We start from the raw sequence: 26,661 nt of genomic DNA, 5'->3' as shown, positions 1-26,661 counted from the left end.
CGCTGCTGCACCCGAACCGGGACACCACTATCCAGGATGGAGTATCTATGAGCGAAGGAAATGTCGCTGCCGATCAGCTGCGGCTGTTTATCGAGCGGGTCGAGCGGCTGGAGGAAGAGAAAAAGGGCATCGCCGATGATATTCGCGATGTCTATGCCGAGGCGAAATCGCAGGGCTATGACCCCAAGATCATGCGCCAGATCGTGCGGCTGCGCAAAATGGAAACGCATGACCGTCAGGAAATGGAAGCGGTGCTCGACACCTATAAATCGGCGCTGGGGCTGGCCTGAGTCATGGCCCTCTATGCGCCCCTTTGCTAAAGACTGTGTATGGGAGATGAGGCCATGTACAAAAAGCTGCTGATCAGCACCACGCCGACGCTCGAAGGCTATCGCATCACCGAATATTGTAATGTCGTCACCGGCGAGGTGATTGTCGGCGCCAATCTGTTCCGCGACCTGTTTGCCAATATCCGCGACATGGTAGGCGGTCGCTCCGGCTCCTATGAAAATGTCCTCGAACGCGCCCGCGCCGAGGCGATGACCGAAATCCAGGAACGCGCCGCCGATATGGGCGCCAATGCCGTGATCGGCATCGATCTCGACTATGAGGTGGTCGGCCAGAACGGCTCGATGCTGATGGTCTCGGCGACGGGGACCGCAGTGATCGTCGAGCGCACTGCCTAGAGGCACGCCGCCCCGGATCATCTGCTGCGATTGCCCATGGCGGATTTTGCCGCTATTGGGCTGTCCACTCCATCACCCGAAATGCTGAAGTGAAAAGACAGACATGGCAGGCCATTCCAAATTCAAGAATATCATGCATCGCAAGGGCGCGCAGGACAAGAAGCGCTCGGCGATGTTCTCCAAGCTGAGCCGCGAGATCACCGTCGCGGCGAAAATGGGCATGCCCGATCCGGACATGAACCCGCGCCTGCGGCTGGCAGTCAACAACGCCAAGGCGCAGTCCATGCCCAAGGACAATATCCAGCGCGCCATCGACAAGGCGACCGCCAATGACGGCGATGACTATGAGGAAATCCGCTATGAGGGCTTCGGCCCCGGCGGCGTATCGTTGATCGTCGAGGCGTTGACCGACAATCGCAACCGCACCGTCACCAGCGTGCGCACCGCTTTCTCCAAAAATGGCGGCAATATGGGCGCATCGGGATCGGTAGCGCATGGTTTCGACCGGCTCGGCCTGATCTCCTATCCGGCCAGCGCCGGCGATGAGGACAAGATGCTCGAAGCGGCGATGGAAGCCGGCGCTGAAGACATTGAATCCTCCGAAGACGGCCATGACATCTGGACCGGCATGGACGATCTGCACGAAGTGGCCGGGGCGCTGGAAACCGCGCTAGGCGAGGCAGAAAGCGTCAAGCTGGCCTGGCGTCCGCACACCAGGGTCGAAGTCGGCGAAAGCGAGGCGCAGACGCTGCTCAAGCTGATCGACGTGCTCGACGATGATGACGATGTCCAGACCGTCTGGGGCAATTATGATGTCTCCGACGAAGTCATGGAAAAGTTGGGCCAATAGCCGCGTAACTGCCGAATATCCGGTTATATTTCCATCCGGCAGGCCAGTGCCTGTTGCGGACAATTTTTGTGCTGCGCTGGACAAACACAGTATTTCCGCGCGATTCCATGGTTAACAGCCTTTTAATCTTTCAGATTTGCGCTATTTTACACCTCCACAGCGACAGCAGTTGAGGAGAATAGCGATGGGCACGGAGAAAAACGATCTCCCTGCAATCGACACCATGGCCACAGCGCGTCATGCCGACGGCCCGGCGGTGAGCAAGGATGCCGGAGCGGCAACGCTGCGCCAGCCATCCAACCCCAATGAGCAATCGCTGATCAGCGAAGACACCGCGCCCATGGGGGTCATCGTCAACGCGCCGCTGGCCAAGGCGCAGCGCAAGGAATATTTCGTCTATACCTCGATCAAGAATGGCGGCACGCTGCTGGCGCTGATCTGGATTGCCACCCAGCCGACTGACTGGGTCATATGGTCCGCTTTCTTCCTGTTCTACTGCCTCAATGTTCTCGGCGAGAGCCTGGCGCACCATCGCTATTTCACCCATGGCTCGTTCAAGACGTCGACGCCGATGCGCTATGCACTGGCCATATTGGCGCAATGCGGCGTCTATGGCTCGGCGCTGTACTGGGTCGCCGACCATCGCCGCCATCACAGCCAGACCGACCAGCCCGGCGATGTGCACAGCCCGTTTTTCGATGGCGAGGGCAAGGAACCGGTCAGCAAGCTCAAAGGCCTCGCCCATGCTCATCTCGGCTGGGCCTTCGACAATTGCTCCACCGATATGGAGATTTACGGCAAGGGCCTGCTCGAGGACAAGGTGCTGGTGTTCGCGCACAAGACGCGTTGGCTGTGGCTGTTCACCTCGGCGTTTTTCGTGCCCGCATTGTGGGGCTGGGCGTTTGGCGGCACGTGGAACCATGTCATCGGCACGGTACTGGTCGCCGGCACCTTCCGCATGATGCTCGGCCTGCATGCCATCGCGCTGCTCAACAGCGTCTGCCATTATTGGGGCTATGAGCGGTTCAAGGGGCCGCATCATGCCAAGAATAACTGGTGGGTCGCCCTGGTCTCGCTCGGTGAGGGCTGGCACAATAACCATCATGCCCATCCGCGCGCTGCCACCACCAGCACCCGCTGGTGGGAGATCGACCCGACCTATTGGGTGATTATGGTACTGGAGAAGCTCGGCCTGGTCTGGGACGTCAAGCGGATGCCGAAAGATGCCGGCCGCGAGGAAGAACCAAAGCCCAGTGCCCGCCCCGCCATCGGCTCGGCAACACGGACGGTCGCCAAGGTGACCGAAAACGCCTGACCTTTTCAAAACAGCAGTGCATTTCACATGAGCCTGATTCTGGGTCTTGATCCCGGCCTTGGCACCACTGGCTGGGGCCTGATCCGCACCGAGGGCAATCGCTTGGCGCATATCGCCAATGGCCAGATAACAACCCAGGCCAAGGCACCGCTGGCCGAGCGGCTGCTCACCCTCGATACTGCACTGCAGACGCTAATCCACGAATGGCAGCCCGATGCCGCCGCAGTCGAAGAAGTCTTCGTCAACAAGAACCCGCAATCGACACTCAAGCTGGGTCAGGCGCGCGGTGTGGTGCTCCTCGGTGCGGCGCGCGCCAGGGTACCGGTGGCGGAATATGCCGCGCGCGCGGTCAAGAAAGCGGTGGTCGGTACCGGAGCGGCAGACAAGATGCAGATCCAGGCGATGCTCAAAGTGCTGCTGCCCGGCGCGAAAATCAGCGGCGCCGATGCCGCCGATGCGCTGGCGGTGGCGATCACCCATGCGCATCATGGCTGAAACTTCGGATATTGTACCCGAAACCACGCTCCAGACGGCTGCAAAGCCGTTCGCAAGGCCGACCGGCCGCCGGCCCTTATTGGACCGAACCCGTTTGGAGGCGGCGCGAAGCGCCTTGCCGTGAAATCAAAAGAAGCTAAACCAGTCTGATGATCGCCAAGCTCACCGGAAAACTCGATGACGTCTCCGCCGACACCGCGGTGATCGACGTCAATGGCGTCGGCTATCTGGTGCATGCCTCGGCGCGGACATTGTCGGGGCTGGGCGCGCGTGGCGACAGCGTCACCATCCACACCGAGATGCAGGTCAGCGAGAATGACATGCGGCTGATCGGCTTTGCCACCGCCACCGAACGCGACGGCTTCCGCCTGCTCACCGGGGTGCAGGGCGTTGGCGGCAAGGTGGCACTGGCGATCCAGTCGGCGCTGACCCCCGAAGAACTCGGCACCGCCATCGCCCAGGGCGATGTGACCCAGGTGACGCGGGCCCAGGGCGTCGGCCCGAAACTGGCCAAGCGCATCGTCAATGAGTTGAAGGACAAGATGGGCGGCGTCGATCTGGGAGGCAGTGGAGCCAGTGGCGTCGCCCCGGCCCCCGCCGGCAGCGCCAGCGCCGATGCGGTCTCGGCGCTCAGCAATCTCGGCTTCAAACCCGCCGAAGCCGCGCGCGCTGTGGCCAAGGCCGAGGCGGAACTGGGCGATGACACCGATCTCGATGCGCTGGTGAAGCTGGCACTGAAGAAGGTGGGGCGGTGATGGAAAACTGGCCAGATTGGGTAAGCGCAATAGCCGCTCTAGCGGCAATATTGATTAGTCTATGGACAATCTATCGCTCTAGCCAGACGGAAAAGCGGACATCTGAATTAGAATCTAAAAGTGCTGATTTAGCTAAAGCACAGACGATTCTTGCTCAACAGTCATGGACTGACGAATATTTTCGAGAGATAGCTGACTGGGCTAGAGAAGTCTCTCAAACCTTATCAAATGCAATTCATCATTTTGAAGTCTTAGAGATTCAAAACGAGCATAAGCTGAAAATTTTAAGTGAATTGAGTTGGGCCATCGACACAGGGCGTTGGTATTTCCCAAACAGTATAACTGACAACTATGGTTCAGAAAAGCCACCAGCATATAGAGGCTACAGGCAGCCAATACTCGACTGGTTAGTAAGAGGTTACAACATCGTTGATAAACCGGACAGATTTCCTGAAGCCAAAGAACTTCTCATCGATGTACAGAGAAATTTTGTAAGTCTTGTGCAAGCACAACTAGACCCAAGAGCTCGAGAAGAATCTATAAATCGAATTTTAGCTGAGTTTGAGGGAATCGCAGAAATGCCTCAAAACTCTCCACCGAAGCAAGGCTAAGCCTCAGTGATGCCTATGCCTAAACGCCCTGGATTCCCGCTTTCGCGGAAATGACAATTTGTCTAGACCGGTTTGATGGAAGCCGAAGACCGCCCAGAAGACCGCCTCGTTTCGCCCGACAGTACCGCCATGGATGCGGATGCCGCATTGCGGCCGAAAAACCTGCGTGAATTTATCGGACAGGAAGCGGCGCGGGCGAATTTGCAGGTGTTTATCGAGGCCGCCAAGGCGCGTGGCGAAGCGCTGGACCATGTGCTGTTTTTCGGGCCGCCGGGGCTGGGCAAGACGACGCTGGCGCAGATTGTCGCGCGCGAAATGGGCGTCGGCTTTCGCGCCACTTCCGGTCCGGTGATCGCCAAGGCCGGCGATCTGGCGGCCTTGCTCACCAATCTCGAAGAAGGCGATGTGCTGTTTATCGACGAGATTCACCGGCTCAACCCGGTCGTCGAGGAGGTGCTCTATCCGGCGATGGAGGATCGCGCGCTCGACATCATCATCGGCGAAGGCCCGTCGGCGCGCAGCGTCCGCATCGACCTGCCCGCCTTCACCCTGATCGGCGCAACGACGCGGCAGGGGCTGCTGACCACGCCGCTGCGTGACCGTTTCGGCATCCCGGTGCGGCTCAATTTCTACACCGTCGAGGAATTGCAGCAGGTGGTGGCCCGCGCCGCACGGCTGCTCGGCCTCGCCATTGCCGAGGATGGCGCACGCGAAGTGGCGCGCCGGGCACGCGGCACGCCCAGAGTGGCCGGTCGGCTGTTGCGCCGGGTGCGCGACTTTGCCGGGGTCGCCGGAGCCGCCAGCGTCAACGCCGCGACCGCCGATGCCGCCCTGACCCGGCTCGAAGTGGACGGCCTCGGCCTCGATGCCATGGACCGGCGCTATCTCACCATGATCGCCGATATCTATAAAGGCGGCCCGGTCGGCGTCGAGACGCTGGCGGCGGGACTTTCCGAGCCGCGCGATACCATCGAGGATGTGATCGAGCCCTATTTGATCCAGCTCGGCCTGATTGCGCGCACCGCCCGCGGCCGCCAACTCAATGATCGCGGCTGGAAGCATCTCGGGCTGACCCCGCCATCGGGAACGGTCGATGGCGACCTGTTCTCCGAGTGAGGCGATATGCCTGCCCCGATGATGAACCGGCGACAGGCGGGCACATTGCTCGGCGGCGCTGCGCTGCTGCCGGCATTTTCCGGCATGGCCGGATGCCAGGGAGAGGCGGCCATGGCCGATAGCGAAGGCTATTACATGCCCGAAGAGGCCGAGCCGCATCAATGCACCTTCATGCAATGGCCGGTTAATCGCACTGTCCATCCCGACCCGGTGTTTCTGGAGATGCTGCAGGTGAGCATCGCCAAAGTCGCCAACAGCATCGCGCAATTTGAGCCGGTGGTTATGCTGATGGCGGCGGAGCATCAACCGGCGGCGCGGCGGCGGTTGAGCGATGCGGTGAACATATGGGACATTCCCACCGATGATCTGTGGTGCCGCGATTCCGGCCCGTGTTTTGTCCGCAATGATGCCGGCGCGCTCGCGATACGCCAGTTCAACTTCAACGGCTGGGGCAGCAAGCAGGTCCATCGCCATGACGGCAAAGTCGCCGCGCGCATCGCCGCGCGGCTGGGGCTGCCGGTGCTGGATAACGGCCTAGTCGGCGAGCCGGGCGGGCTGGAGCATGATGGCCAAGGCACGGTGATCGCGCATGAATCGAGCTGGGTAAACCCCAATCGCAATAAAGGCAGCCGCGAAGAGATAGAAGCGCTCATTCTGGAGGCTGTGGGCGCAGAGAAACTGATCTGGGCCAAAGGCGTTTATGGCGAGGATATCACCGACTATCATATCGACGCACTGGCCCGTTTCCCACAGCCCGGCACAGTGCTGATCCAGCTGCCCGATGCGGCAGACATTGCCTACGATCCGTTCGCCGCCTCGGCCTATGAGACCCATGAGTTCCTGGCCAATGCACGCGATGCAAGAGACCGCAAGCTGGAACTGGTCACCATTGCACAACCCTATGATATTCGCGTTGCGGCAGAGGATTTTGTCGCCTCCTATGTCAATTACTATGTCTGCAACAGCGCGCTGATCGGGGCGCAATTTGGCGATGCCGAAGCCGATGCCGAGGCGCGTTCGGTGCTGGAAGATCTCTATCCCGATCGCGAAATCATCCTGCTCGATGTCGACCCGGTTGGTGAAGTCGGCGGTGGTATCCATTGCGCCACCCAGCAAATGCCGACCAGCGGCTAGCCTTGCCGCGCACCCTGTCGGCAAATACGACCAGCCGAATCTCAAGCGCGGCTAATGGTTCACAACCGGCACTTGTTACTTTCCATGGCCTCGATTTGCGCCTATTTGCAGACCCATGACGGACGCCCAGCCTCCTGCCGATCTCGCCCCCTTTGCCGGGCGCTTTGTCGAGCGAACACACTGGTTTGCGCTGCGGGTCTATTATGAGGACACCGACTTTTCCGGCATCGTCTACCATGCCAATTATCTGCGTTTTTGCGAGCGGGCGCGCACCGACATGCTGCGTGCGATCGGCATCGACCAGCGCGCGGTGCACGAGGCCGGAATCGGCACCTATGCCATTGCCGCGATGGACATCACCTATCACCTTCCGGCGGTGTTCGACGATGCCCTGATCATCGCCAGCCAGGCCACAAAGGTACGCGCCGCAGGATGCCATATTCAGCAACGAGTCATGCGCAATGATGATCTGATCTTCACTGCCCAGGTTAAAGCCGCGTTTCTCAACCCGAAAGGCCGCCCTACGCGCCAGCCCAAACAGTGGGTCGAGGCGTTCCATTCCGTCCTCACCACCGACTGACAGCAAGGAAAGCATGTAAGCCTATGTTGGATCAAATGGGGTTATCGACCGAAACGGTCACACTTTCCCCCATCGCCCTGTTTCTCGAAGCCGATATCGTCGTCAAGCTGGTGATGATCGGGCTGGCGCTGGCCAGCATCTGGACCTGGGCGATCATCATCAGCTTTGCCGGGAAAATCCGCGGCGCGCGGCGAAGCAGCGAGAGTTATGAGGCTGATTTCTGGCAGACCGAGGATATCGACGCCTTTTACAAGACGCGTGGCAAGGAGGATGTCCCCGCCGCCAAGGTTCTGGCCGCCGGCGTCGGGGAATGGCGACGCTCGACCGGAGGCACCAATGTCGACCGCGAAGGCACGCGCCAGCGCCTGGCGACGGTGATGAACGCCAGCGTCACCGCCGAGATCGACCGGCTGTCCGAACGGCTGAACTTCCTCGCTACCGTCGGCAGCGTTGCACCATTTGTCGGGCTGTTCGGCACCGTCTGGGGGATTATGCGCAGCTTCTCCGCCATTGCCGCAGAACAGAACAGCTCACTCGCGGTGGTGGCGCCCGGCATTGCCGAGGCACTGTTCGCCACGGCTATTGGCCTGTTTGCCGCAATCCCTGCGGTGATCGCCTATAACCGTTTCTCGCACCGGCTGAACACGCTGGAAGCACGGTTGTTCCGTTTCGCCGACGGCTTCCACGCAACGCTGAGCCGCGAGCTGGAAAAGGCCGCTTAGGAGGCGCAGGAGCAGATAATGGCCTTTTCGATGAACAGCGGTGCAAATGGACGGCGAAGGGGCCGCGGCGGACGCGCACCCATGGCCGAAATCAATGTGACGCCGCTGGTCGATGTCATGCTGGTGTTGCTGATCATCTTCATGATCACCGCGCCGCTGCTGGTAGCCGGGGTGCCGATCGAACTGCCCGAAAGCCGCGCCAACCCGATCGAGCAGGAGCGCGAGCCGGTGCAGATCTCGCTCGCCGCCGATGGCGCGGTCTATATCGATGACAATGTGGTAGAACCAGGTGGGTTGGCGCCAGCGCTGGAGGCGATCCGCAGCGAGGCCGGAGAGGACGCGCCACAGATCACCCTGCGCGCCGACCGGGCGCTGGACTATGGCAGCATCGCATTGGTGCTGGGCGAACTGAACCGCGCTGGGCTGAACAAAATTTCCCTTGTTACACAGGCTGGTGGTGCCGGTGCGCGCGGTGATCCCGATGCGGTGATCGACCCTGATATGGTCACGGCGGGTTCATCTGGGGACGCTAGATAGTGGCGCTGTCATGAAACAGTCCGAAGCCATAGGTTTGGGGATTGCTACCATTGGCCACATCGCGCTGTTCGGGGCGTTGTCGCTGGGCATTGCCTCGCGTGGCGAATTGCGTGTGCCGCAGGAGAGCGTCGCGGTTATCCTCTCCGACGAGGTCGGCCTGGTCGACACCTCGCCGACCCCCAATGCCGAAGCGGCCACAAGCATGGCACCAGAGACGGGCGAGGTCATCCCTCCCGAGCCCGAGGACATTCCACAAGAGGTTACCGAACCAACACCCATGCCCGAAACCAGGCCGAGCACCAAACCGACCCGAATTGCCAGAGCCACACCCAAGCCGCCCCCCAAACCGGTCGACAAGCGCGACCGGCGACGCCCCGACCGGCGGCAGCGCGGATCCCGCTTCGGCGAGAACTTCCTCGACGGCGTGACCGACAAAGAGTCGCTCAGCCGCGAACAAAACCCGCCGGGCAAGCTTGCCGGTCCGGCGGTTGTTGCTTCTTTGCAACGTGAATTGCTGCGCCAGGTCAAACCACATTGGCGACCGCCTACGGGTGCTGACGCCGAAAAACTCCGCACCAAGATCACGGTTGCGCTCGACCGCAATGGCAAAATTGTCGGCACGCCGCGCATAAAAACCACCGGCGTGACCAGCAGCAACCGGCCACAGGTCAAGCTGCATGGAGAACGCGCCCTTGCCGCTGTCAGGCTGGCGGCCCCCTTCACATTTCCACCCGAATATTATGACGAGTGGAAAGAAATCGAACCGGTTCTTTATCTGGGATTGTGATCATGACCCTTGCCATTTGCCGCCATGCTTCCATGCTTCGGGCCGCCCGCTGGGCGATATTGCCGCTGCTCGGCCTGATGATGCCACATCATGCGGCGGCACAGCTGACCGTCGATGTCGAGAACAGTGCCGATGCGGAGATTTCTATCGCCGTCCCGGCGCTGCCGACGCCGCAGACCATTGCCACCCCGGCGGGTGACACCGATGATCTGGGCGACCGGATCAGTGATGTCATAGTTGCAGACCTGCGCTCCAGCGGCCTGTTCAGCCCCAAGGGGCGCAATGCGGTGCGTGGCATCAGCTTCGACGAGGTCACTCGCCCTGAATTCGGCTATTGGCGCGGGCGCGATACCGAGGCGCTGGTTCAGGGCTTTGTTCGCGCCATGCCCGATGACCGAATTACCGTCGGCTGCTATCTCTATGATGTCGCGCTGGGCAGCGAACTGACCCGCCAGGGCTTTGTTGTCGAGCCTGCTGACTGGCGCAGGGCCGCACATAAATGCGCTGATTCGATCTACTCGCGCCTGACCGGCGAAAGCCCGTTTTTCGACAGCCGCATCGCCTATATCGCCGAGACAGGGCCCAAGGACCGGCGCACCAAAAGACTGGCGATCATGGACAGTGACGGCGCCAACCACCGCTTCATCACAAATGGTCAGGCGACGGCGCTGACGCCGCGCTTCTCACCCGATTATCAGGAGATCGTCTATCTCAGCTATCTCAACGGCAAGCCCAGCATCTATATCTATGAGGTCGGCAGCGGCAAGCAGCGCAAGGTATTCAGCACCAGCAACGCCACCTTTGCGCCGCGCTGGTCACCCGATGGCCGGACGATATTGTTCTCCATGGCGGTCGCCGGCAACACCGATATCTACAGCATATCGGCACGCGGCGGGCGGCCACGGCGGCTGACCAATTCGCCGGGCATCGATGTCGGCGGCAGCTATTCCCCCGATGGAAGCCGCATCGTTTTCGAGAGTGACCGCTCGGGCGCGCAACAGATTTACGTGATGAATGCCGATGGCTCCAGCCAGCGCCGAATCAGTTTTGGCGGCGGTCGCTACGCCACCCCGGAGTGGAGCCCGCGCGGCGACCTGATCGCCTTTACCCGGACATCGGGCAATTTCCGCATCGGGGTAATGACGCCTTCGGGCGGCAATGTGCGGCTGCTGACCAACAGCTGGCAGGATGAAGCCCCAACCTGGGCCCCCAATGGCCGCATCATCCAGTTCTTTCGTACCCAACGCGGATCGGGCCGCACCAGCCTGTGGCAAGTCGATCTGACCGGTGCCAGCGAACGACGGCTACGCACCCCGGTCGATGGTTCAGATCCGAGCTGGGGACCGGTGCTGCCCTGATGTCATCTGCAGGACGTACGGCTGTGGCACATTGTCACAAATGGTCTGGCCGCAGACAGAAAAGAGCGTAAAATTAACAGATAAGGGATCAGCAAAGCATGAATGTCGATGGTGCTGACCCAGCCAAGGAGAAGAAGCAATGATCCAGAATGTTTCGCGCTATCCAACAGTGCGCCGGACCGGCACCATCATGCTGATGTCCGTCTCGATGCTGGCACTGGCCGCCTGCGGCAAGAAGGCACCCCCCGAATTGCCGCCGGCACCGGTCACAGCGACTGCACCGGCACCGACGCCAACCCCTGCGCCGCGTCCGGTCGAAACCGGGCCGATCCCCGGCAGCCAGGAGGATTTTGTCGCCACGGTGCGTTCGGACCGGGTGTTGTTCGACACAGATCGCTATAATATCGACAGCGATGACCAGGTAACGCTGCAGAGCCAGGCACAATGGCTGTCGCGCTATCCCAACAAACAGGTGATCGTCGAAGGCCATGCCGATGAGCGCGGCACCCGCGATTACAATCTGGCGCTGGGCGAGCGGCGCGCCAATGCTGCAAAAAACTATCTGGTGACGCTGGGCGTGGCACCCTCGCGTATTCAGGTTATCAGCTATGGCAAGGAGCGGCCTGAAGCACTTGGTTCGACCGAGGCGGCCTGGGCCCGCAACCGTCGCGCAGTCACCGTTACGGTACAATAGGCACGAAAAAGCCGCGCGCGTCCCAAAGGACCCGCGCGGCTCTTATATTATGATTGTCGGCGAAAATCAGGCCTGCTTGGTGCCGGTCATCGCCATCTTGCCGAACGCACCCGCATTGACGGTGCCGGTCAGCGCATCGCCATCAACCGTGGCTTCGCATTCCAGCTTCATCGGCATCGGCACCTTCATGTCCATGGTCCAGGTCAGGGTATTGCCGTCGATCTTGCCATCGGTAATTTCAAGCGTACCCATCTGGCCGGCATTCTGGCCGGTCCAGCTATCGCCGTCGACATTGACGGTGAGCACCGATGTCTGGTCACCCATGGGGGACTTGGTTACGCAATCATAAGCACCTTCTACGGACATATTCGTCTCCTTTATACAGTCCTGTGATTATTCGGTCGCGGCAGCGGTGCCAGGGTTGTGAGACTGGGCCGCTTCCTCAACAATTATGCTCCGGTTGATCCCGGAATACTGCCCGGGATATTCTTGTCTATGGTTCTTACAGCCTTGCTGTGGCGGTTCAAGATTAATCGGGGCGATAAGGCTTGGCGCCGCTCGCCATCAGGGCCTCACGGGTAAACAGCACCGGTTTCAGCTTGCGCGCCACGAACAGCTCGGCCTGATCGGTATAGTGCGGACTTTCCGGCCGTGTCGTTGCCGCGCCATAGGGCTGAACCGATTGCGAGCTGACATTGCCCTCGGCATCCCATTCGACAAACATGATGAAACTGTCGCCATGGACGATGTCGAGACGGCCATCGTCATCCACCTCCCAGCGGGTTGCGGCGCGCAGCGCATCGCTGCCGCCAATATAGGGCAGGTCGGTCTTGCCCTGGCGCAGTCGCATGACATCGCCCAACGGCGGATCAATCGAACCGAAATGTTTCTCCAGATGCTTGGTCGCCTTGATCAGTTCTTCACGCGGATCGAGATCATCGAGCAGCCGCCGTCCCTCCGGCGCGTTGAACAGTGCGACATTCATCAGCCAGGCCGCCAGTGCATCGCCCTCGCCCTTGCCGTCCATATTCCAGTCCCATTGCCGCAATAGCCGCTGCGCCTCGGTCAGCGTCCAGTCGCCATCGGTGTTGACCGCCAGCAACTTGTCCATCCACAGCCGCGGATATTCGCTCTGCTCATAGCCGGTATCATATTTGATCTGTTCCAGCTCGACCCGACCAATCGGCCCGGTCGCCTCGAACAGCGCGATGGCGCGCGCGGCGCGATTGGTCCAGTTTTCCTCTATGCCGAGCAGCGGGGAAAAGTCGTTGCGCTGCAATTCGTCACCCGGGCCCGCCGCCATATAAGGAGTGTTATTGGCGTTCATGACATAGCCCGATTCCGGATTGATCAGCTTGGGCACGACGCTCCACTTGACAGGATCGCTCCAGATCAGATCAGAGCGATCGCCAGGAACAATGCCTCGCCAGTCAACGCCCGCCACACGATTGGGGAAACGGGCATTATAGACAAACGCGATATTCCCGTCCTTATCAGCATAGATAAAGTTGGTTGCAGGCACGCCCTGTTCCGACATGGCCGACTGCCATTCATCAAAATTACGCGCCTTTTGCAGCCGGTAATATTGGGTCAGCTGGGTCAGATCATCGATGCTGACATAACGAAAGGCGAAATAGCCGTTGTCGTTCCTGATCACAGGGCCATGGGCCGAACGATAGACGGTCTGCGGATAGGGAATGGTGAACGGACCATATTTGACCCGCAACCAGACGCGCCTGCTTTCGAGTGGCTTCCACTCGCCATCCAGCTTGTACTTCTCCCCCGCTTCATCGACTTCGAGCCGGTAGACATCGATCAGATCAGGGCGGTTGACGGTATTGGTCCAGCCGAGATTCCTGTTATGGCCAAGAAACGGATAGGGGGATCCCGGGAAGGTCGCCCCGGCAAAATCCCACCCCTCCTCGCTGTGCACCACCAGCTCATACCAGGCTACCGGCCCTTCCCAGGGCTGATGCGAGTTGGACACCAGACGGGTGACATTGTCGGATGAACGACCGGGCGCGATGGCGAAGGCATTGGAGCCATTATGTTCGGGATAGCGGCCAATTGGCGTCATCATCGCGGTTTCGCTGGCACCGGGGCCTTCACTCTCGGCTGGCGCGTCTTCCAGGGACGGACCGCCATCGGGCCTGAGCTCGTCGCCGGCAACCAGCGGTGCAACGACGCGGTTGAGCCCGAAGAAAAATGGCGAGCGCAGTGCGAAACCGGCAGCGATATCGCGACCATTGATCGGGAACAGCCCGGAGATGCGTACCTCATCGGCATGGGTCTCGGCATAGCGGTTCATGCCCGCGGCATAAGCATCGAGCAATATGCGCACATCCTCGGGCAGCGCGTCATATTTGCGATCGACGGTACCGCGCACATCGAGCAGATGCGCAACATAATCGACCTGCGCACCATCCTGACCGGTCATCGCGCCGAGCCGCATTCGCGTCATTGCCGCCACCTCCTGCAGCGTCGCAAAATCATCCTCGGCATGCGCCCAGGCGATGCCATAAGCGGTATCGGCATCGGTTTTGCCATAAATATGCGGCACGCCGTAATCGTCGCGAAATATCTCGACATCATAGCTTCGCTCAGCCGGCGCTTCGGCGGTTTGGGCAAACCACGGCTCCCAGAAGGCGAGGGCAATGGCAGCGAGCAGAAAAAGAACGAAAAGAGTGGCGGCAAGGCGCTTGAAGATCAGGGTCATAGCGGGCACATTATCCATGGGCAGGAAAGCGGTCCATAGGCAAAATACAATCGCCGCGATGGACGTGCTGACAAAATGAGAAGGAAAATGTCGCCAGCATCTTGTGTTGCATAATTACAACACTATCTGGAAGGCAGAGAAGGAGTCCGCCCTAGATGAATATCGACAAATTTACCGACCGCGCCAAAGGCTTTCTGCAATCGGCCCAGACGGTCGCCATCCGCATGAACCATCAGCGCATTTCCTCGGCGCATATCCTCAAGGCTTTGCTCGAGGATTCAGAAGGCATGGCCGCAGGCCTGATCGCGCGCGCCGGCGGCAATGCCGGGGTTGCGCAAGAAGAGATTGACGCGCTGCTCGCAAAGGTGCCGCAGGTATCCGGCGGCGGGGCGCAACAGACGCCGGGGCTGGACAATGATGCCGTGCGCCTGCTCGATCAGGCCGAGCAGATTTCGGAAAAAGCAGGCGACAGCTTTGTCACCGTCGAGCGGCTGCTGCTCGCCGCGGCTTTGGTCAAAGGCCAGAATGTTGCCACGGTGCTGCACAAGGCCGGGGTTACGCCGGATAATCTCAACAAAGCGATCAACGATCTGCGGGGCGGTCGCACGGCGCAGACAGCGGGCGCGGAAGACAGCTATGAGGCGATGCAGAAATATGCCCGCGACCTGACCGAGGCGGCACGCGAGGGCAAGCTGGACCCGGTCATCGGCCGCGATGAGGAAATCCGCCGCACAGTGCAGATTCTCGCCCGCCGCACCAAGAATAATCCGGTGCTGATTGGCGAGCCGGGCGTCGGCAAGACCGCCATCGCCGAAGGCCTGGCGCTGCGCATTGCCAATGGCGATGTGCCCGAAAGCCTGAAGGACCGCAGCCTGATGTCACTCGATATGGGTTCGCTGATCGCGGGCGCCAAATATCGTGGCGAGTTTGAGGAACGGCTCAAATCGGTGCTTGACGAGGTGCGCGGGGCAGAGGGCGAGATGATCCTCTTCATTGACGAGATGCACACGCTGATCGGCGCGGGCGCTTCTGAAGGTGCGATGGATGCGTCGAACCTGCTCAAACCGGCTTTGGCGCGCGGTGAGCTGCATTGCATCGGCGCGACGACGCTTGATGAATATCAGAAGCATGTCGAGAAGGATGCGGCGCTGCAACGCCGGTTCCAGCCGGTGTTCGTCGATGAGCCCGATGTGCCCGATACCATCTCGATCCTGCGCGGCCTGAAAGAGAAATATGAACTGCACCATGGGGTACGGATCACCGATGGCGCGATTGTCGCCGCTGCGACCCTGTCGCACCGCTATATTTCTGATCGCTTTCTGCCAGACAAAGCCATCGACCTGATGGACGAAGCCGCGAGCCGCATTCGCATGGAGGTTGAGTCCAAGCCCGAGGAAATCGAGGTACTTGACCGCCGCATCATCCAGCTCAAGATCGAACGCGAAGCCTTGTCCAAGGAGAGTGATGGCGCCTCGCGCGACCGGCTCGCCAATCTGGAGAAGGAACTCGCCGAGATCGAGCAGCAGTCGAGCGAGCTTACCACCCGCTGGCAGAATGAGCGCGACAAGATTCAGGCTGAAGCGATATTGAAGGAACAGCTTGATGCTGCCCGGATCGAGCTGGAGCAGGCGCAACGCGCCGGCGATCTCGCCAAGGCGGGGGAGCTGAGCTACGGCACCATTCCCGAGCTTGAGCGCAAGCTTGACGAAGCCGCCGAAGCCACAGAGGGCGCATTGCTGCGCGAGGAAGTCACCAATGAGGATATCGCCTCGGTGGTGTCACGCTGGACCGGCATCCCGGTCGACAAGATGATGGAAGGCGAGCGCGACAAGCTGCTCAAAATGGAGGAGCATCTCGGCAAGCGGGTGATCGGCCAGAGCGATGCGGTCAGCGCCGTTGCCAAGGCGGTGCGCCGCTCGCGCGCCGGACTGCAGGACCCCAATCGCCCGCTTGGCTCATTCCTGTTCCTCGGCCCCACCGGCGTCGGTAAGACCGAGCTGACCAAAGCACTCGCCGGGTTCCTGTTCGATGATGACCAGGCCATGGTGCGCATCGACATGTCCGAATTCATGGAAAAGCATTCGGTCAGCCGGTTGATCGGCGCGCCTCCGGGCTATGTCGGCTATGATGAAGGCGGGGTGCTCACCGAAGCCGTACGCCGCCGCCCCTATCAGGTGGTGCTGTTCGACGAGGTGGAAAAGGCACATAATGATGTCTTCAATGTCCTGCTCCAGGTGCTCGATGATGGTCATTTGACCGATGGGCAGGGCCGCAAGGTCGATTTCTCCAACACGCTGATCATCCTGACCTCGAATCTCGGCGCGCAGCATCTTGCCGCAATGACCGATGACCAGACAGTCGATGATGTCGAACCACAGGTAATGGAAGTCGTGCGTGGCCATTTCCGCCCCGAATTCCTCAACCGTCTCGACGAGATTATCCTGTTCCACCGGCTGAGCGAGGAGCATATGGCGCCGATTGTCGACCTGCAGGTCGCACGAGTGCAGAAGCTGCTGAAAGACCGCAAAATCGTCATCAAGCTGGAAGAAAGCGCGCGCAAATGGCTGGCACGTGTTGGTTATGATCCGGTCTATGGCGCCCGACCTCTGAAACGCGCGGTGCAGCGCTATGTGCAGGACCCGCTGGCCGACATGATCCTGCGCGGCGATCTGGCTGATGGTCAGACAGTGACCATTGCCGATGGCGATGGCGCGCTCTCCATGGCGGTGACCGAGGCAGCGTGATCGCTGTCATGCGGCATGCCGGCGCCTGCATAGCAGGGTGGCAGCGTGGTTGAAGCTCCCGCCACCATTGGCGATCTGGCCGCACAGGCCGAGACCGCTTTGCAGGACGGGGATGTAGCCCATGCCCGTACGCTGTTGCAGCGGGCACTGGAACGGGAACCGCGCAATGTGCGGCTGTTGCAGCTGGCCGCACAAACGGCGGAGGCAGGTGGCCAGCGCGCCATGGCGGTCTCGCTTTTGCAGACGGCATTGCGACTCGCTCCGGAGAATCGCGATACGCTTTCCGCGCTGTTCGCACTGTGCCTGGAGCAGCAGAATATTGCCGCAGCAGGCCAGCTGCTGGCGCGAGACCGGGCGATTGCCGGAGAAGATGCTGCGCATCTGTTGCTGCAGGCAAAATGGGCGCTCGCCATTTGCGAGGAGGAACAGGCAGAGAGTGCGCTGGCACAGCTATGCGACCAGGCACCGGATCATCACGAAGCATTGGCAATGCAGGCGCGCTTAGCCATGCGTCGTGGCAGAGCGCAAGCACCGCAACTTTTCCAGCGGGCGCGCAAACATGCCGCCAATGACGTTGCACTGCTGCGCGACCATGCCCGCAGCCATGCCAGTCAGGGTGATTATGATGCGGCGCTGGCGCTGCTTCATGGTGCTCTCGAACGGGGTCATCCCGACGCATCACTGACGACCGATAAACTGGCACTGCTGGAGGAATCTGGGCAGGTGGAAGCAGGCCAGACGGCATTGGCCGAGGCCCGCGAACACGCTAGCAATGATACCGATCTGCGCATGGCGCTGGGTGACCTGATGATGCAGCGGGACAATCCGCATGACGCGCTCACCCTGCTGGCCGGGCAGCGGTGCAATGACGATCCGTGGGAGGTACGGCTGGCCGAAGCCCAGGCTGCGGGCATGGCGGGAGAGCTCGATCATGCCGAGCAGATTTTGGTAGCGTTGCAGGATACAGGGCACAAGGTACCGCCATTGATACTGGCGCGGCACCTTATCCGCCGTCATCGTTTCGGCGATGGCGAAGCGCTGTTGCAGCAACAGCTCGAGCGTGATCCCGGCAATATCTCGGCCTGGGCGTTGATCGATTGCATATGGCGCAGCATCGGCAAGCTTGAACGGCATCGCTGGCTGCACGATCCCGACCGGGTCACCGCCAATCTGGATCTCGGGCTTTCAGCGGAAGCGGTCGCCGAAGCGGTCAATTGGCTGCGACAACAGCATCATGCGCGCGCCGCACCAACGGGCCAGTCATTGCGCCACGGGACCCAGACCGGCGGTGCAATACTCAGCTTCGATGATGATATCGCACGCATGCTGCGCCACCATATCGGGCAAGCCATTGCGCGCTATATCGCGCAATGGCCAGAGACCGATGCGCACCATCCGCTGCTGCGCCTGCGCGAACAGAAATGGCGTTTTCGCGGCAGCTGGTCGGTACGGCTGGGCGATGGTGGGCACCACAAGGCCCATATCCACCCCGAGGGCCATATCTCATCGGCCAGTTATTGGGTTCTGCCGGACAGCGAAACGCCCGATGACACTGCCGGCGCGCTTGAGCTGGGCCGGCCGCCAGACGATTTGCGGCTCGACTTGCCGCCATTGCGGACCATCGCTCCGCGCACAGGCCATCTGGTGCTGTTTCCGAGCAGCCTATATCACGGCACCCGGTCCTTTACCGCTGGAGAGCGGCTGACTCTGGCTTTTGATGCCACCTTCATGAATATATCGGCAGAGAAGAGGTGATTATTGCCGTTGCAGCATGAAGCCGTCCTGCTGCTGCTGAATCCACTCGCGCGAGAGGTCGTTGCCATCGCGCGCCGTTTGTTCCCATTGGCGATTGGTCATACAGGTGCGCTTGCGCTTGGCCAGCGAGCCCATGACCCGCTCACTCTTGCAGCGCACATAATCGGGATGGCTGCGATCGGTAATTTTCTCCCGCTTGGCCCGAACCGTCTCGGTGTTTTCTTCAACTTCCTGCTCGGGCTTTTCCTCATCCTGCTGCGCAGCGCCGGGCACGGCAACCAGCAGCGATGGGATAGCGGCTATAGCGATGGCTGAGCGTTTCATCCTGGCCCCCCCCCTTTAATGGACAATATTAGCTTCTGTGTTCCGCAAGCGGAAGAGAGGAGACAAATCTGTCTCCTCTTCTCTGTTCCGCGAAATCACGGCGTAACATGCCGACACGCGGCTATCCAAAACACCGCGCTGTGGAGCCCTGAAGCGAATCCGCGCTTAGTTGCTGCCTGCGAGAAAACCGTCCTGGTTCTGTTGCAGAAATTCACGCGAAAGATCATTGCCGTCGCGTGCCGCCTGCTCCCATTGCCGGTTGGTCATGCAGGTGCGCTTGCGCTTGGCCAGCGAGCCCATGACCCGTTCGCTCTTGCAGCGCACATAATCGGGATGGCTGCGATCGGTAATCTTGTCGCGCTTGGCCTTCACCGTTTCGGTGTTCTCTTCGACTTCCTGTTCGGGCTTTTCCTTATCCTCATCCTGCTGCGCGGCAGCGGGGGTGGCGATCAGCAAGCCGGAAACGGTGGCCAGAGCAACTATCGAAAGCTTCATAACGGGGAACTCCTCAATATCGAACAGCAATGTTCATAGCATATTTTTGCTGCACGGCAAAAAAAGAAAAGGCGGGCCGAAGCCCGCCTTTTCCAAAGTCTGTGATCTGTGGTTACTATCAGAACCGCAGACGTGCGGTAGCCGCATAGCGACGACCCAGCGGGTCATAGCTCGACGGGAAGATATTACCGCTGTTGAACGCCGTGGTACCGATGTTCGAACCAACGATTGCCGGCTGGTTATCGAACAGGTTCTGTACCGTGAAGGTGAACAGCAGATTTTCCGTAGCATCCCACTGCAGCGAGAGGTCAAAATAGCTCTCATCGGGGATCTGGGTGAAGTCCACGTCACCGAAGATCGGCGAATTACCAATAAAGGCCGAGCCCTGGTTGGCAATATCATCCGGTTCCTGCTCCAGGCCGCTCAGGAAGCGCCACAGGAGCGATACGGTCAGCTCATCGTCAAAGATCAGCGAGGTACGCTGGTTCCAGGCGAATTCAGACTGCGGCGAACCACAGTTGACGCTGAAGAAGCCAACGCAATCACGGTCAAGACTTGCCGGGGTGGCCTGGAACCGGTTTTCGTTGGTCCAGGTACCGTTGAACGAGACGTTCAGGCCGATATTGTCGGTCAGATCGGTGCCATAGAAGATGGTCAGATCGATACCGTCGGTCCGGATCCGGCCCAGGTTACTCGCATTGAGGAACAGACCCGGGGTCTCGTCAGGCGCACCATCGATACCACCAGTGGTCGGGTTACGCGAAATACGGTCGATACCGCAGTTCGGGTTAGCCGCCGACGGGTTGTCGAAACAGGCGCTGATGACGTCACCCACAGCCGGGGTACTGATTGCACCGTCAACCGCGATGTTGAAATAGTCGACCGTAACCGTCAGACCCGGAATTTCTTCCGGCTGAATGATCACACCGAAGGTGTAGGTCTCAGCTTCTTCAACGCCCAGATTCGGGTTACCGCCCGTGGTCACGTTGATCTGACCAGCGGCAGGCGGCTGAACCTGGCCGGCTGCGATAGCAGCTGCACCCGGCGAGCCAGCCGGCACCTGAGCCAGACAGGCTTCGAGCAGACCACCGGTTGGCGGCGTCGGGCCCTGACACGGCTCATTCTGCAGGTTGGCCAGACCGGTCACAACCGGAACGAACAGTTCACCGATGTTCGGCGCACGTGCCGCACGCTGGAAGTTACCGCGGAAGGTCAGACCGTTGACCGGGGTCCAGCTTGCGCCGGCTTTCCAGGTCCATTCGGTGCCTGCGGTCGAATAGTCGGAGTAACGAACACCCGCTTCAAGGACCAGTTCCTCAGCGAAGGACTGACCTTCGAGGATAGGAATGACGATCTCACCGAAAGCATCGAGCACATCGTAGGAACCGTTAATGTCCGGAGCGGCACCGCCGCCACCGACAACCGCGCCCGGAGTCTGCGAAGCTTCGTCCGAAAGACGCGTGGCGGTGAATTCACGATATTCGACACCGGCAGCGAAGGCGATCGGGGTCTCGGCGATTGCGAAACCGTCAAAGTCACCGGTGATGGTGCCGTTAACAGTAGCAATGGTCGAGGTGTTGATCACCTGCTGTGTCAGGTCGAAGACAAAACCGATTGTCTCAGGCGAACCGAGGTTGCCCAGCGTGCCGAAGAGGTTGATCGGCAAACAGCCTGCCGTTGTATCGGTACAGACCGCACCACCTGTGCCATCGGGAATGGCGAGCAGCGACTGCTGCAGACGCTCGAAACGGGCAAAGCCGCTCTGACGCTGGATACGTTCACTCTCACCATAGGTACCCGACACGTCATATTGGATGTAATCGGTGATGTTACCGCGGACACCGGCCACGATGTTGAACAGCGTGGTGGTGAAGTCGGAGTTACGCGTACCGGCCTCGACAGAACGACGACGTACCTGAGCAGCGAATTGGACATAATCCGGGTTGGGATCACCATTGGCCAAGGTCGGACCGAATTGCGTGTTGCGGGCCGCATCAAAGTCGGCACCGAACAGGCCAAGGCCAGCACCGAAGCGCTCGGCAATCGCGTCAGGAATAAGTGGGTTGTTCAGGTTCAACTGATAGGTGTTGAAGAACGAACCACCCGGCGCAATGATCGTCGAAACGGTCTGACGGGTGAAGGTGCCCTGGGTGTAGAGTTCGACATTCTCGTTGATCTCGTAGCGCGCCGAACCGAAGATGTTGAAGCGCTCAAACGGAGTCTGGAAAATGTTGAACGGGTTGAAGTTGAACGGATTCGGGTTGAACAGGCCGTTGTTGAACGGATCGTCCAGCTCGATATCGGTACCGGCCTGGTTGATCTGTGCAATGATGCCGTTGGTAAAGCCGAAGCCGTTCGGAACCTGCTGGCGACCGTTATTGGCCGGGTTCGCACTGCCCGCAACCAGCGGACACATTGTGGGATCGGTGATCGCTGGATCACAGATACTGGCCGGGTCGGTCAGGCTGGCGAAGATGATGTTCGCCGGAACCGCGTTCGAGGAACCGCCTGGGTTGCCCGAGAAGGAGCTGACGTTGAACAGCGAGAAATCACGACCGCCCTGCAGCACTTCATCGGCATTCTGATAGCCGACGCTGAGGACTGCGTTACCGCGGCCATCATCGAAGTTCGCGCCGATGGTGATGTCGGTACGGAAGACCGCGCCATCACCCTGCTCGGTGATCTGCGAAGCGACGCTGGCATCGATGCCGGCAAAATCACGACGGGTGATGAAGTTGATAACACCCGAAACCGCGTCGGCACCGTAAGTGGTGGTAGCACCGCCGGTCAGGATGTCGGTACGCTCCAGAACCGCCAGCGGAATGGAGTTCAGGTCGACACGACCGGTGGAGTCAGCAGGCACGAAGCGCTTGCCGTCCAACAGGACGAGGTTACGGACCGAGCCGACGCCACGCAGGTTGACGAAGGCGGCACCGCCGTTGCCGTTGTTAACCGCCGAGCCGATGCTCGGAACAGATGCCGGCAACTGACGCAGAAATTCTTCCGCAACGTTGGTCTGACGCAGTTCCAGTTCCTCGGACGAGATAACCGCAACCGGGTTGGTCGCTTCAATCGCCGGGTTCTTGATAAGAGTACCGGTAACGACGATGGGTGTCTCGTCAGCGCCCGGACCCTGATCATCGGCTTCCTGAACATCTTCAGGCGCCTGGTCCTGCGCAAAGGCAGGCGAAGCGATCAGCGACAGCCCCAATACGACCGGTGCAGCACCGGTCTTGAGCTGTTGGATGACAGTTTGTCTTTTCACGTAATGTCCCCTTGGTTTTGGATCACATGCTCTTTTTGACAGAGCTTACTAAATTCAAGGCAGTTTGCGGTGCTGTGCATTTATTTCAAAAAACACACCCAGCGCACAACTAACTGCTCAGGAAACACATCTGCCGCGCCATCTGCCTGCTGTAAAGCGCGCTTGCCCGTGATCTGGCACTTTCGTGCAGCAGTGAGACAAAATTGCAACATTTCGTTTCGGAGACATCGCCAGCCGGGCAATATTGACGTCTCAAACCCCGGATTTCGCGATTCTGGCCAACATTTCCGCAATGGCAGACAACCCTGTTTTGTGCCTGGCAGGACGACCAGGCATCAATGATAGCGACTCCGGTTCCGGCTGTCGGATAGTGGCGGCCCGACCCAGGTGCGGAACACGCTTTCCTGCTGCATCCAACATGGCTAATGTCCGTGCAGACACCATTTCCCCGGGGAGAAGATCATGTACAGCCGAATCGCAATCAGGCCTGTCACCCTCAGCGTTACCGCCATTTGCCTTGCAAGCCTCGCCACCGCAGCACCGGCGCAACAGCGCGACAGAATCGAGACCGCAGACATTGCCAACAGCCTCTATGCCTGTCTCGACATAGAGGATGATAGCGAACGGCTGGCCTGTTATGACCGCGAGGTGCGATCCTTCAGTCAGGCACAGAATGCGGGTGAGGTGATTGTCGCAGAGCGCAAGGATGTCGAGAAAGCCCGGCGCGAGCTGTTCGGTCTCAGCCTGAGCGAAAACCCGTTGTTCGGCGATGCCGATGATGAGGGCGTTAGAAGCATCACGGCAACGATAAAATCGGTGCGGCAACAGCGCGATGGTCGCTGGATCATGACACTCGATACCGGCGCCCGCTGGATACAGGCAGAATCGCGGCGGAATCGCAGAGGCCCGCGCACCAATGATACCGTCGAGATAAAGCGCGGCGCGCTGGGTGCTTTCGTCGCCACACCAGAAGGTGGAAAGTCATTCAAGGTGCGGCGCATTAACTAAGCACGCCGGTCCAATCATCTCCGGGGCAACGGGTTTCGAGCTTTTTTCGGCTAGGACATCGGCCCGGTAAGCAAGATCGGGTCGAGCCGCGCGGCACCCCATTTGATGCTCCAGTGGAGATGCGGGCCTGTAGCGCTGCCGGTGGCGCCGATATTGCCGATATATTGGCCTTTGCGAACTCTATCGCCCTTCCTCACCGCGATTTTGGAGAGGTGCAGAAAGGCACTGTTCAGGCCCATGCCATGGTCGAGCATCAGCAGATTGCCCTCAAGCGAAAAGGGTTTGTCCGCAGCCAGCGTAACCACGCCATCAGCAGGCGCCACAATCGGCGTGCCAGTAGGTGCGGCAATGTCTATTCCGGTATGATAGCCGCCCGGCGTACCGGCATAGATGCGCTGATTGCCGAACATGCCGGAAATGCGGCCCTTTGCAGGCCAGGCAAAATCCTGCCGCCAGCCTTCGGCGCCGGTGTCCATGGCCCGCGCCGCACCGATCGCTTCCAGTTCGGGTGCACGGCGGCGCTGCCATGAAGCGCTGGCGGTGCGCTTGCGCCGGGGCAGGTTGACCCGCTCAATATTCCATTTGCGTTTGGCCACGGAGATAAGCTGGCTCTCGGTCGCGCCGGAGGCAAATCGGGCGGTAAGCAGCGCCGAGGAATCGGCATCCCGGTTAAAGGCGACCATGAAGCGCCCATCCTCGGCGATCTTGAGCGGCTCGCCATTGAGCATCAACTGAGCGATATCGCCCCGAATCTCTCCGAGCAAAACCCCGCCCTGAATCGCATTATCGGCGATGATCAGTTCTTCGACCGGGACCAGTGCCTTGCCGGCTGCCAGCGCGCGATCGGCCATGGCCTGGGAATTTACTGTTGTATTTTGAGGGCGCTGCGGATCACCATCGGGCGCCGCAAAAGCGGTGCCAATGGCCAAGGCTGCGCAGGCGAGGGCAATGGCCGATTTGCGCCCTGGCATCAGCGATCCGCTCCAGCCAGGGCCTGCTGCACCGATATTTCGGCTGTGGCATAGGGCTCCTGCCGCTCTACGCTCCAATAACGCAGATCTTCCAGGCCGATACGCTCACCCGATACCGCGCATACGACATGATCGCCCGAAGACACGATGCGGAAGGTGCCGGGCAGATAATGCAGCTTGGCCATACGGTTCTTGTTCGATAACAACATGCTGTATCCCTACAATATTCGGCCTGACTATAGCGTTTACAAGCCCGATTGGAAACCGCTCGTGATGCGATCCGGGCCTATAACAGCTTCGGCTGATCCGCATTTTGCCCGGCTGGCTTGCGCCGGGCCGGCTTTGGGGCAGGGGCAACAGGTGACGCTTTTTCTGCTTTGGCGGCCCCTTCAATCCACGCTGCAACTGTACCATCGGAAAAGTGAAGGCCAACCTCTCCGGCAGCCTTTGCCGCCGCTGCCGAATCCACAATTGCACCAGTCATGTCCGTAACCTTGGCATAGCCGCGCTGCAGCGGCGCATCGGGGTGGCATTGCGCCAGCAGGCGCTCCAATGCACCGAGGCGCTCGACCGCACGGCCATGCGGCGCGGTGACCAGGGCCGGTCGCAAAGGCAGGCGCGCCAGATCGCGCACTGCAGCTTCGGCACGCCGCGACAAGAGTTGCGGATCCAGTCGACCGGAAACGTTGCGCAGCGCATCACCGGCGCGTTGATGGCTGAAACCCAGCGCCCGTCCCAGCCGCTCACCCTGTTCGTCGAGCCGCTGCATGGCGGGAGCGAACAGCGCTTCGCGTTTCGGCAGTAGCCGCACCCGCTGCTCCAGCCGCTCGACCGCCAATGCCTGTTGCCGCCGCACGGCACGTCCGGCACGCAGGCCCAGTTCGTCCAGTTGCGCCGCAATTTCAGCGCGCACCGGTACCGCCATCTCGGCCGCAGCCGTGGGCGTCGGTGCGCGACGATCGGCGGCATAATCGGCCAATGTCGTATCGGTTTCATGGCCGACAGCGCTGATCAGCGGGATGGCGCAATCGGCGATGGCGCGGACCACCACTTCCTCATTGAAACTCCACAGATCCTCGATCGAACCGCCGCCGCGCGCGACAATGACGAGATCGGGCCCTGGCACCTCACCATTGGCGGGCATATCCGAAAAACCGCGGATCGCGCTGGCGATCTGCTCCGCCGCCCCCTCACCCTGTACCAGTACCGGCCAGACCAGCACATGGCTGGGGAAGCGGTCGGCGAGGCGATGCAATATATCGCGGATCACAGAGCCGGTTGGCGAGGTCACCACACCGATGGTGCGCGGCAGAAACGGCAGCGGCTTTTTGCGCTCCGGTGCGAAAAGGCCCTCTTCACCCAGCCGCGCCTTCAGCTTCTCGAACAGCTGCATCAGCGCGCCTTCGCCCGCCAGCTCGAGCCGCTCGATAACGATCTGGTATTTCGACCGACCGGCATAGGTGGTGACCTTGCCGGTGGCGATAACGTCAAGACCATCTTCCGGCGCAAAGCCCAGCCGCGCGGCATTGCCGCGCCAGATCACGCCGTCAATTACCGCTTTTTCGTCTTTCAGAGCCATATAAACATGACCCGATGCCGCACGTTTGAAGCCGGAAATCTCACCCCGCAACCGCACATGGCCGAAGCGATCCTCAACCGTGCGCTTGAGCGCGGCGGAAATCTCGCTGATGGTAAGCGGCGGCGCATTATCACCGGGCTGGTTTTGGTGGATGGTCATAAGCG

The 26,661-nt window shown here is 60.3% G+C and carries 26 protein-coding genes; 18 read left to right on the top strand and 8 right to left on the bottom strand.

Annotated features, from left to right (window positions below; genetic code table 11):
* Nucleotides 1-47 precede the first annotated feature (47 nt).
* From AAFX04_00410 to pal, 15 genes are all read left to right on the top strand, one after another.
* Nucleotides 48-290, top strand: coding sequence for a DUF2312 domain-containing protein (locus AAFX04_00410; GenBank protein ID MEO1043883.1), 243 nt, complete (start codon nucleotides 48-50; stop codon nucleotides 288-290).
* Nucleotides 291-356: 66 nt separating this feature from the next.
* Entirely contained in the window at nucleotides 357-686 is a 330-nt protein-coding gene (locus AAFX04_00405; protein ID MEO1043882.1) for a heavy metal-binding domain-containing protein, read from the top strand.
* Nucleotides 687-789: 103 nt separating this feature from the next.
* On the top strand, nucleotides 790-1,536 hold the full coding sequence (locus AAFX04_00400; protein MEO1043881.1) for a YebC/PmpR family DNA-binding transcriptional regulator: 747 nt from the start codon (nucleotides 790-792) through the stop codon (nucleotides 1,534-1,536).
* A 184-nt stretch (nucleotides 1,537-1,720) separates the two neighbouring features.
* Nucleotides 1,721-2,851 (top strand): acyl-CoA desaturase, encoded by a 1,131-nt coding sequence (locus AAFX04_00395; GenBank protein MEO1043880.1) that lies wholly within the window; start codon nucleotides 1,721-1,723, stop codon nucleotides 2,849-2,851.
* Between the two features lie 27 nt (nucleotides 2,852-2,878).
* Nucleotides 2,879-3,346, top strand: coding sequence for a crossover junction endodeoxyribonuclease RuvC (gene ruvC, locus AAFX04_00390; GenBank protein ID MEO1043879.1), 468 nt, complete (start codon nucleotides 2,879-2,881; stop codon nucleotides 3,344-3,346).
* 149 nt (nucleotides 3,347-3,495) lie between these two features.
* On the top strand, nucleotides 3,496-4,101 hold the full coding sequence (ruvA, locus tag AAFX04_00385) for a Holliday junction branch migration protein RuvA (protein ID MEO1043878.1): 606 nt from the start codon (nucleotides 3,496-3,498) through the stop codon (nucleotides 4,099-4,101).
* Complete coding sequence (locus AAFX04_00380) at nucleotides 4,101-4,712, top strand: hypothetical protein (GenBank protein MEO1043877.1); 612 nt, start codon at nucleotides 4,101-4,103, stop codon at nucleotides 4,710-4,712. The genes ruvA and AAFX04_00380 overlap by 1 nt, the downstream gene beginning before the upstream one ends.
* 129 nt (nucleotides 4,713-4,841) lie before the next feature.
* On the top strand, nucleotides 4,842-5,828 hold the full coding sequence (gene ruvB, locus AAFX04_00375; protein MEO1043876.1) for a Holliday junction branch migration DNA helicase RuvB: 987 nt from the start codon (nucleotides 4,842-4,844) through the stop codon (nucleotides 5,826-5,828).
* A 6-nt stretch (nucleotides 5,829-5,834) separates the two neighbouring features.
* Nucleotides 5,835-6,962: an agmatine deiminase family protein gene (locus AAFX04_00370; GenBank protein ID MEO1043875.1), complete on the top strand. Its 1,128-nt coding sequence runs from the start codon at nucleotides 5,835-5,837 to the stop codon at nucleotides 6,960-6,962.
* 115 nt (nucleotides 6,963-7,077) lie between these two features.
* Complete coding sequence (locus AAFX04_00365) at nucleotides 7,078-7,542, top strand: YbgC/FadM family acyl-CoA thioesterase (protein ID MEO1043874.1); 465 nt, start codon at nucleotides 7,078-7,080, stop codon at nucleotides 7,540-7,542.
* A gap of 35 nt (nucleotides 7,543-7,577) precedes the next feature.
* A complete protein-coding gene (gene tolQ, locus AAFX04_00360; protein MEO1043873.1) occupies nucleotides 7,578-8,264 on the top strand; it encodes a protein TolQ in 687 nt (228 codons plus the stop codon).
* Between the two features lie 18 nt (nucleotides 8,265-8,282).
* Complete coding sequence (locus AAFX04_00355; GenBank protein MEO1043872.1) at nucleotides 8,283-8,801, top strand: ExbD/TolR family protein; 519 nt, start codon at nucleotides 8,283-8,285, stop codon at nucleotides 8,799-8,801.
* Between the two features lie 10 nt (nucleotides 8,802-8,811).
* Nucleotides 8,812-9,588, top strand: coding sequence for a hypothetical protein (locus AAFX04_00350; GenBank protein ID MEO1043871.1), 777 nt, complete (start codon nucleotides 8,812-8,814; stop codon nucleotides 9,586-9,588).
* A gap of 32 nt (nucleotides 9,589-9,620) precedes the next feature.
* Complete coding sequence (gene tolB / locus AAFX04_00345) at nucleotides 9,621-10,946, top strand: Tol-Pal system beta propeller repeat protein TolB (protein ID MEO1043870.1); 1,326 nt, start codon at nucleotides 9,621-9,623, stop codon at nucleotides 10,944-10,946.
* A 139-nt stretch (nucleotides 10,947-11,085) separates the two neighbouring features.
* Complete coding sequence (gene pal / locus AAFX04_00340; GenBank protein ID MEO1043869.1) at nucleotides 11,086-11,640, top strand: peptidoglycan-associated lipoprotein Pal; 555 nt, start codon at nucleotides 11,086-11,088, stop codon at nucleotides 11,638-11,640.
* 66 nt (nucleotides 11,641-11,706) lie between these two features.
* Here pal and AAFX04_00335 read toward each other — a convergent pair whose 3' ends face one another.
* Nucleotides 11,707-12,006, bottom strand: coding sequence for a hypothetical protein (locus AAFX04_00335; protein MEO1043868.1), 300 nt, complete (start codon nucleotides 12,004-12,006; stop codon nucleotides 11,707-11,709).
* 163 nt (nucleotides 12,007-12,169) lie between these two features.
* A complete protein-coding gene (locus tag AAFX04_00330) occupies nucleotides 12,170-14,356 on the bottom strand; it encodes an acylase (GenBank protein MEO1043867.1) in 2,187 nt (728 codons plus the stop codon).
* A gap of 155 nt (nucleotides 14,357-14,511) precedes the next feature.
* Here AAFX04_00330 and clpB point away from each other — a divergent pair, with 155 nt between their 5' ends.
* A complete protein-coding gene (gene clpB / locus AAFX04_00325; protein MEO1043866.1) occupies nucleotides 14,512-17,100 on the top strand; it encodes an ATP-dependent chaperone ClpB in 2,589 nt (862 codons plus the stop codon).
* Between the two features lie 45 nt (nucleotides 17,101-17,145).
* Nucleotides 17,146-18,855 carry a putative 2OG-Fe(II) oxygenase gene (locus tag AAFX04_00320; protein MEO1043865.1) on the top strand — a complete coding sequence of 570 codons (1,710 nt, stop codon included), beginning with the start codon at nucleotides 17,146-17,148 and terminating at the stop codon, nucleotides 18,853-18,855.
* Here AAFX04_00320 and AAFX04_00315 read toward each other — a convergent pair whose 3' ends face one another.
* The 3 genes from AAFX04_00315 to AAFX04_00305 form a co-directional block, all read right to left on the bottom strand.
* Nucleotides 18,856-19,179, bottom strand: a complete 324-nt coding sequence (locus AAFX04_00315) for a hypothetical protein (GenBank protein MEO1043864.1) — start codon at nucleotides 19,177-19,179, stop codon at nucleotides 18,856-18,858.
* Between the two features lie 165 nt (nucleotides 19,180-19,344).
* Complete coding sequence (locus AAFX04_00310; GenBank protein MEO1043863.1) at nucleotides 19,345-19,674, bottom strand: hypothetical protein; 330 nt, start codon at nucleotides 19,672-19,674, stop codon at nucleotides 19,345-19,347.
* Between the two features lie 118 nt (nucleotides 19,675-19,792).
* Nucleotides 19,793-22,939 (bottom strand): TonB-dependent receptor, encoded by a 3,147-nt coding sequence (locus AAFX04_00305; GenBank protein MEO1043862.1) that lies wholly within the window; start codon nucleotides 22,937-22,939, stop codon nucleotides 19,793-19,795.
* A 462-nt stretch (nucleotides 22,940-23,401) separates the two neighbouring features.
* On the opposite strand from AAFX04_00305, the gene AAFX04_00300 reads away from it, so the two are divergent.
* Nucleotides 23,402-23,947 (top strand): hypothetical protein, encoded by a 546-nt coding sequence (locus tag AAFX04_00300; GenBank protein ID MEO1043861.1) that lies wholly within the window; start codon nucleotides 23,402-23,404, stop codon nucleotides 23,945-23,947.
* 50 nt (nucleotides 23,948-23,997) lie between these two features.
* Here the strand turns inward: AAFX04_00300 and AAFX04_00295 are convergent, their stop codons facing one another.
* The 3 genes from AAFX04_00295 to xseA form a co-directional block, all read right to left on the bottom strand.
* On the bottom strand, nucleotides 23,998-24,918 hold the full coding sequence (locus tag AAFX04_00295) for a M23 family metallopeptidase (GenBank protein MEO1043860.1): 921 nt from the start codon (nucleotides 24,916-24,918) through the stop codon (nucleotides 23,998-24,000).
* Nucleotides 24,918-25,127: a DUF2093 domain-containing protein gene (locus AAFX04_00290; protein MEO1043859.1), complete on the bottom strand. Its 210-nt coding sequence runs from the start codon at nucleotides 25,125-25,127 to the stop codon at nucleotides 24,918-24,920. The genes AAFX04_00295 and AAFX04_00290 overlap by 1 nt, the downstream gene beginning before the upstream one ends.
* A gap of 77 nt (nucleotides 25,128-25,204) precedes the next feature.
* Nucleotides 25,205-26,656 carry an exodeoxyribonuclease VII large subunit gene (xseA, locus tag AAFX04_00285; protein ID MEO1043858.1) on the bottom strand — a complete coding sequence of 484 codons (1,452 nt, stop codon included), beginning with the start codon at nucleotides 26,654-26,656 and terminating at the stop codon, nucleotides 25,205-25,207.
* Nucleotides 26,657-26,661: the final 5 nt, after the last annotated feature.

It is taken from the genome of Pseudomonadota bacterium (assembly GCA_039818985.1).
Classification (GTDB): domain Bacteria; phylum Pseudomonadota; class Alphaproteobacteria; order Sphingomonadales; family Sphingomonadaceae; genus Alterisphingorhabdus.
This window is presented reverse-complemented; position numbering and strand designations above follow the sequence as displayed.